This is a genomic window from Arthrobacter sp. ISL-48 (assembly GCF_018613805.1).
GTDB lineage: Bacteria > Actinomycetota > Actinomycetes > Actinomycetales > Micrococcaceae > Arthrobacter.
The window spans coordinates 90,387-97,408 of the sequence record NZ_JAGGPL010000024.1; the positions used below are offsets into that span (position 1 = coordinate 90,387).

General features: G+C 54.8%; 6 protein-coding genes. 4 read left to right on the plus strand and 2 right to left on the minus strand.

The features are described 5' to 3' along the window. Positions 1 to 121 precede the first annotated feature (121 nt). Together J7E83_RS21545 and J7E83_RS21645 are read right to left on the minus strand one after the other, a co-directional pair. Complete coding sequence (locus J7E83_RS21545) at positions 122 to 1,543, minus strand: O-antigen ligase (protein ID WP_214965586.1); 1,422 nt, start codon at positions 1,541 to 1,543, stop codon at positions 122 to 124. Positions 1,544 to 1,853: 310 nt separating this feature from the next. After that, on the minus strand, positions 1,854 to 2,105 hold the full coding sequence (locus J7E83_RS21645) for a 2-oxo acid dehydrogenase subunit E2 (protein ID WP_396020581.1): 252 nt from the start codon (positions 2,103 to 2,105) through the stop codon (positions 1,854 to 1,856). Positions 2,106 to 2,765: 660 nt separating this feature from the next. Between J7E83_RS21645 and J7E83_RS19705 the strand changes: the two genes are divergently transcribed. From J7E83_RS19705 to J7E83_RS19720, 4 genes are all read left to right on the plus strand, one after another. Beyond that, positions 2,766 to 4,244 (plus strand): polysaccharide biosynthesis tyrosine autokinase, encoded by a 1,479-nt coding sequence (locus tag J7E83_RS19705; protein ID WP_214965588.1) that lies wholly within the window; start codon positions 2,766 to 2,768, stop codon positions 4,242 to 4,244. A 123-nt stretch (positions 4,245 to 4,367) separates the two neighbouring features. Further along, a complete protein-coding gene (locus tag J7E83_RS19710; RefSeq protein ID WP_214965590.1) occupies positions 4,368 to 5,456 on the plus strand; it encodes a hypothetical protein in 1,089 nt (362 codons plus the stop codon). A 55-nt stretch (positions 5,457 to 5,511) separates the two neighbouring features. Further along, a complete protein-coding gene (locus J7E83_RS19715) occupies positions 5,512 to 6,726 on the plus strand; it encodes a polysaccharide biosynthesis C-terminal domain-containing protein (RefSeq protein WP_214965591.1) in 1,215 nt (404 codons plus the stop codon). Positions 6,727 to 6,825: 99 nt separating this feature from the next. Next, a partial coding sequence (locus J7E83_RS19720) for a hypothetical protein (RefSeq protein ID WP_214965602.1) occupies positions 6,826 to 7,022 on the plus strand: 197 nt, incomplete at its 3' end.

Here is a 7,022-nt window from a genome sequence, read left to right on the forward strand (position 1 = left end):
GCACGAATTGGTTCAGTAAGAGCGGGTCCACCAACGGCCGAACGAGACGGACCGAGGCACTCCGGCTGCGCAGCGATTCCTACTGCGCGTTTCCTACCAGATGGCCTGCACCTTCTCTTCTCTAGGTTGGCCCCGCAGCTTGGATCGAAGGTCGTCGCTTGTGCGGGGGCCCCAACCACACAGTACCCAAAGTCGAGCTATCAAGCTCTGGCTGCTGGAAAGACGACCGATCCCCGGCACAAACAAGAACAGCGGCAAGGGCAACGGCCACTGCGAATCCTTTGTCCTCGGTAGGAGCCCCAAAAAGCAGCAGCGCGATGCATGCCAGTGCCGCACCGCGAACGGCGGTGTTTTCGTGAAGCCACTTGCCATTGCCTCTGAGGGCTAATCCGCGCCAAATCAGTACCAAAGATACGGCGAGAACGACTGTGCCAATAATGCCGAACTTGGCCGGGTAGACAGCCCACGAGTCAAGAGTGAAGTTGACGGCGTAACGTCCTGGATTTGGGTTGGGAAAGTACTTCCCTAGGCCTTGTCCGAGGAGTGGGCTGTCAGCAAAGATGTCAACGCAGAAGTTGGTAGCTCGTTCCCGGATCAGTCCGGAAGCATCCGATCCAAAACCATCCCGAACGGTACTGATCATCATGTCAATTCGTTGCTGCACAAATTCCTCTGACGAGAACATTGCGCCTGCAGCCGGAAGCACGGCTGAAAGCGACGCAGCCCCTATGGCCGCTCCCAAGATGGCCCTGCCTGGTGTTACTCGTCTTTGCGAGGCAAGGCCTACTACGCCCACGAGGATGACAGTGAGCACAAAACCGGTGCGTGTTCCTGTCACAAGAACAGCGATCAGGAAAACGGGCGCCAAGAGGAGCCAAGGCACGCTGATGCGTTTGCTCCCGAGTCCGATGGTAAGGCACAGAGCTAGTGGTAGCGTCAGTGCAACCATAGATCCGAGCAGCGTGCTCTGTTCCGTTGGGTCGCTTATACTCTCGCCAAGCCCACGGCGCTGGATCCAGGCTGTGGCGAAGCCGATGGCGGCAAGCAGACCCACACTGATTGTGATTCCGCGTGCCCAAAACAGAGTCACAGTATTGGATGCGTCCACGCCGATGATGACACCAGTACTAATTAGCAAGTAAGTAAGGGCATCACGTGCCCACATCTCCAAGGGCGTTCCGTTGATAATCACACCCTGAACCAGCATTGGGCCAAGTATCCAAAAAGCTAGCAATGCTGCGCCATACAGGGCGGAACGAACCCGAGCCAGGTAGTCACGGTCTGCATGCTTAACCAGCGCGTAAGCAGATGCGGCTCCTGCCAGCATCACTCCAGCGAGATACCCAAGCTTTGCCACGCTGAGACCGTCGCCTGTCTGAAACACAAGAAACGCGCCGACAACAAAAAACAGCAGCCGGAACCACGATTTGGTCAATCCATAGGCCACCCCTACAACCGGGACGACAAGCAGAAACTCTGGGCTTAGTACCGCAGCTGACACTGAGACAACCGTGAGTGCCATCGTAAACATGCCAAACTTCACGTTATCTCCCCGCATACGCTGAATAGTATTCGATCAGCCTGCCTTGCGACGAACGACCGCTTGTTGTGCGAGCGGACAACCACCAGTTCAAATGTCAAGCATCAAATGCCATAGGGTTCTCGACCGCATCGGCAAAGAAGCGCAGAAACCCGCCAGCAGTCCCGGCCATCACAAACCCGGTGGTCGAATGTGAGTGTTACTCGTTGACCTTGCCCACGGCCAGCTCATCTTCCGCAATCCAAGTTTTTCGATATTCGCCCCACGCCCATGAGTGCAACTTCGGGATAGTTGATTATGGCGGCCGAACCGTCTACCCGAATACTCCGTAATTGTTTATCGTGAATGTTCCGCTTCCGAGTTCGCTTGGAGTGGTCTTGCCTTTGCGAACCAAATCAGTTAACCGTCGCATCTCGGCGTCGAGTTCGCGCGCGCTCAGCTTTTCTGCCGCACGAATTGAAGGCACCACAAGATTCCTCTGCGCTGAAATTTCAGAGACCCCGAGGCCTCCAGCTCCCAACCTCTGATGCTTGGGCCGTGGTCCTTCGCACAGTGCCGCTGCCACCGGGAGTTCCGTAGCCGGTCAGCACGTTCCCAGACCCTGCTTTCTCCTCTTCTCGGTACGTGTCTGCTGCTGCCTCTACCGGCTCAACGGCACGCACACCCGGCGGAGTCACCGAGATGAGAGGCTGGCCAACGTCGAGCATCTGGCCCGATTCGCCATGAAGCATCGTTACCGTCCCCGGGCACGGCGACGGCACGTCGACCGCGGACTTGGCAGCTCCACCTCGGCGATGGGCTGGTCCACACGGATCACATCGCCCATGGAAGAAACCAGCCAGTTGACCAGTTCCACTTCCGTTGAGCCCTCGCCAAGGTCCGGGAGAAGGAATACTTTCGAGTCAGTCGGTTCAGTCTTCCCTACACACGGATCGCAAGGTAAACGGGCGAAGGGGTCCTGTTCCCACAGCAAGAACAACCCAAGGACTTGCAAATATCACATCAGGGGGATGCAGAACACGGGCAGATCATTGCCGCACCACACCCTTGGCGAAATCAGGCATTTCGGCTCCGAATGCGATTCGCGCACGCTCAATAAGTTCACTGCTCCACGCGAACCCTGGGGTTCTATCAACCTGACGATACAATAGCGTTGACCATAATGGGCATTGCCAATATGGTGCCGGGCTGCATCGCGCACCGGCTTTGAAACAGGGGGCCCGACTTGGATTTACGCGAGTACCTGCGAATCATGCGCCGAAGCTGGATGTGGATCGTTTCGGCCGCGCTCATGGGAGTCTTGGCCGGTGGGGTGCTGACATATGTTGTCAAGCCAACTTATACTTCCGAAACCCAACTCTTCGTCGCGATTCAAAACTCCGGATCGGCCCAGGAGCTCCAGCAGGGAAACACGTTCAGCCAGGCGCGTGTTCAATCGTATGTGAAGACGGTGGCAACGCCCATCGTCCTCCAGCCCGTCATTGACACATTGGGACTAAACGTAACGGCCGACGAGCTTTCCACCAGAGTTAAAGCAAGCACCGATGCCAATACTGTACTCATCAACATCTCGGTACAGGACTATTCGCCCGTCCAAGCAGCAGCTATCGCCCGGGCTGTCGCCGAAAGCTTGGTTCATGCTGTTGACACATTGGAAAAGCCCAAAACTGCTGGCGAATCTCCCGTCAATCTTTCCGTGGTCACCCCTGCGGCGGCACCGACCTCTCCTTCATCCCCCAACGCCCGGTTGAACCTAATCTTGGGTTTGCTCTTTGGCATGGCGGTGGGCATAGTCGCCGCGCTACTACGGTCCGCATTAGATAACCGGATTCGGGGCGAAGCCGAATTGCGACGCGTGACCGAAGCGCCACTACTCGGCGGCATTGCCTTCGATCAGGACGCGGTGAAAAAGCCTCTACTGACACAATCGCCTGCTCAAAGCCCTCGGGCTGAGTCCTTCCGTCAGCTCCGTACCAATCTAAAATTTGCAAATATTTCAGGTCAGGCCCGGACGGTGCTGCTCACGTCTTCGCTCCCGGGCGAAGGCAAAAGCACTACGGCAACGAATCTTGCCATCGCCTTGGCCCAGTCAGGACAGAAAGTTTGTTTAGTGGACGCTGATCTTCGCAGGCCCATGGTTCACGACTACCTGGGACTCGATAGAAATGCGGGCCTTACAACAGCATTGGTTGGGCAGGCGGATATAAATGATCTGCTACAGCCATGGGGAGCCGAGGAACTTTTCGTCCTGACTTCTGGAGAAATTCCTCCGAATCCAAGCGAACTGCTGGGATCTGAAGAGATGAAGCATCTGGTAGCCCGCTTGGAGCAGGAATTTGATTCGGTCATTATCGATGCACCACCGCTTTTGCCGGTAGCGGATGCGGCAATTTTGGCGCAGTTCGTTGGAGGAGTAGTGCTGGTGGTTAGCACTCAAAAGACCAGGTTCCAAGAACTCGAGAAGTCCTTGAGCGGGCTAGAACTCGTGAGCGCGAATATGCTCGGCATCGTCCTTAACAGACTGCCTGCCAAGGGACCGGACGCATACGGCTATGGCTACTACAGCCACGACAAAAATACCCTTAGTAGCGCGAAGTCAAATAAGAAAATCCGCTCCACTACTGCGCTTCGAGACGAGAATGTCGAACCTCCAGCGAAGTACCTTGATGATTTTGACCGAACCTTATTTAAGGACCGTGGATAATCTTGCCAAGATCTTTCGCCGAGCCAACAACTCCCATTATACAAGGGATGGAAACGTGACTCGCTGGCGACCATAATAGTATTATTATGTTGCCGTAATGTAAGAACCTTGGAAGGCCTTTACGTGATGAAGCCAAATGACGCCGACACCGTATTACTTACAGAACCAAGCATCTCAGGTCACCGATTAGCCTACGTGCGTCTACTTGCGGAGGAGTCGCTCAAGCGGGACCATCAGGTGCATATCGCCCTGCCAGAGGGCGGTAGAGAATCGGCGGAGTTTGCGACGCACCTCGGTCATCTTTTCGGGGACATCGAACTTAGTGTCCTTCCTAAATTCAACCTGAAAGGGGTTGAAGCGCATAGTCGGCTTGTCAATGCCGAACGTACAGTGATTACCGACGGCGACGCACTCGCGCTTCAACTAGCCCGAGCACATAAATGGAATGGATCAGGGCGAGTATCCGTTCTCATTATGCGCGAACATGCCCAGCCAGATAATAGTCGAATAAAAATGTGGATGAAAAATCATGCTAAGCAGCTGATTTACTCATGGGTTTCGTCAATTAAAGATGTCGATCTGGCCCTTCTGAAGTCGTCCCTGTGGACGGGAAGGTGTCATCTCAGAACCGCTACCGATCCTATCCAGCTTAGCTGCACTGAGGCCGACGTCGTTCGACTCCGCCACGAATGGAATCTTGGAGAGTCAGAATATTGGTTTGCTGTATTGGGAGCCATAACGCCCCGAAAAAATGTAAGGCTGATTGCTGAATGTCTTGCTGCTATTTCGAGCGGCGGTATCGGTTTGTTAATTGCTGGTAAGATCGACACCGACTTACGGGTCGAAATAGACCAATCCGTAGCTCAATTGTCGGCAAAAGGGGCGTCCATAAAAATCGTTGATAGACTCCTAACTGACATCGAATTGGACGCCGCTGTATTAGCCGTAGATTGCCTTGTATTGGCTCACTCCAATGAAGGGCCCAGTGGATTATTAGGAAAAGCTGCTTCTGCGGCGACCACGGTTGTTTCTGCGGGTGCGATCTCACTGCGAAACGATATGGTTGCACTTGGCGGTTCAGCGCAATGGAGCCCTCTCCAACATGAGCCTCTGTCGTTAGCGTTACGCAAGGCTAGGGAATCACATGTGGCCCGTGAACCTGTATCGAGTTCGACATCATCGTTCCTGGAAGCCCTAGTCCCACGTGGCTAGCCTCCCGCCTATCGCGGTGCGCCCCAGAATCAAGCCAGAAAAAAAGGCGCGCGGTTTGCTTATTCAGACATTCATGCTTGCTTTTAGCACAGCAATCGGGCAGCTGATTGTTGCGCTGATGTTCATCTGGACGGCACGTTCAGAGGGCCCTGAGATGTTCGGACCTGTAGTTGCCGCTATATCGGCAGGAAGCACGCTGGCAGGTTTCGTAGATTTTGGGTCCAATTCACTTTGGGTACGTGAGCTTGCCACCCAGCGAATGAGTCTGGCATCTGTTGGGCATCGACTCGCCAGTAAACTGGCCGTCGGCGCTCTAGTTGCCGTGGGCTGGTCTGCAATCTTTGCGATGGTCGCGCCGGCGACACAGCTTTGGATAGCAGGGCCGATTGCAGTGTCGGTTATACTCAGCCAGTCATTTGCCGTACCACTACGAGCGGCCGGTCGGTCCGATCTTGTAGCAATAGGAATGCTGGTCGACCGGCTGGTTGCAATATCAGCATTCAGTGTCTTGCTTGCCGTCCAAATCGAGCCGACATTGGCCCTGTGGTTATCGATGACCGTTGGTCCAGTTACCGCGTCAGCCGTGAGCCGCTGGGTTCTCTCGGGATCCCAGAAGCCAACACTGAAATTTTCTCCACAGCTGAATCCCTGGAAGGGTTCCCGCCATTTTGGGCTATCTTCAGCAGCAGTAAGCGCACAGACGCTCGACATTTCAATCATGGACTTTATCGCCGGACCAGCGGCAGCAGGACTGTACGGAGCGGTTAACAGGTGGACTCAGCCCATGAGTTTACTAGCTGGCGCCTTTACAACTGCATCTACCCCAATCGTGGCACAAGCCGCCACCTGGAAAGATGCTTGGCCAAAAGTCAAGAGAAGCGCCTGGCTCGTTCTGGGCGCTGTATTTATGTGTGTGGCTGTCGCTTATCTGGCGGACCCTTTGGTCATAATTCTAGTTGGCCCCGAGTATGCGGACGCGGGAAAGGTTTTGCAATTTCTTGCATTGGGAACTATCGGCGCTGTCCTCAATCAGCCGCTAGCGTCTTTTCTTCAGTCACTCGGACGCGACAGGATAGTCTCTACGATAGTAACTTCAGGGGTAGCTGTTCAGCTTGCCTTGGTGGCATTCCTCTCATTGCAGCTTGGCGCATTCGGCGCGTCGCTAGCCTTCTGTGCACTCCAGACCATGATCCTGATTCTGCTCATATTGGCAATTGTCACCAAAAAGAGAATGCCACGCTTGCCCTCGGGACGCCACTTCCGCCAATAAATCCCCAAGGCATGAGATATGGCCTTTGAAGGCTCTTCACGGTTGGTGGTGAAACGGGTTCCGTGTCTTGAAAGCTGAAGGGCTCGTAGCCCTGCTGTGATGGATGTTCTCTACGCATTCATCAAGAGTCAGGAGCTACGAGCCTTGATCGAGCCTACTTCCCCGCGCCCCGATGCTGCCACCGCCATCTTCAACCTGCCCGATTACCGGCTCTTCACGGTTCATGGTGAATGTTCTGCCGTGATGGGTGTTCACGCCGCTGTTCTGGCGGCACTGCGCAACAGGATACGCGTTTT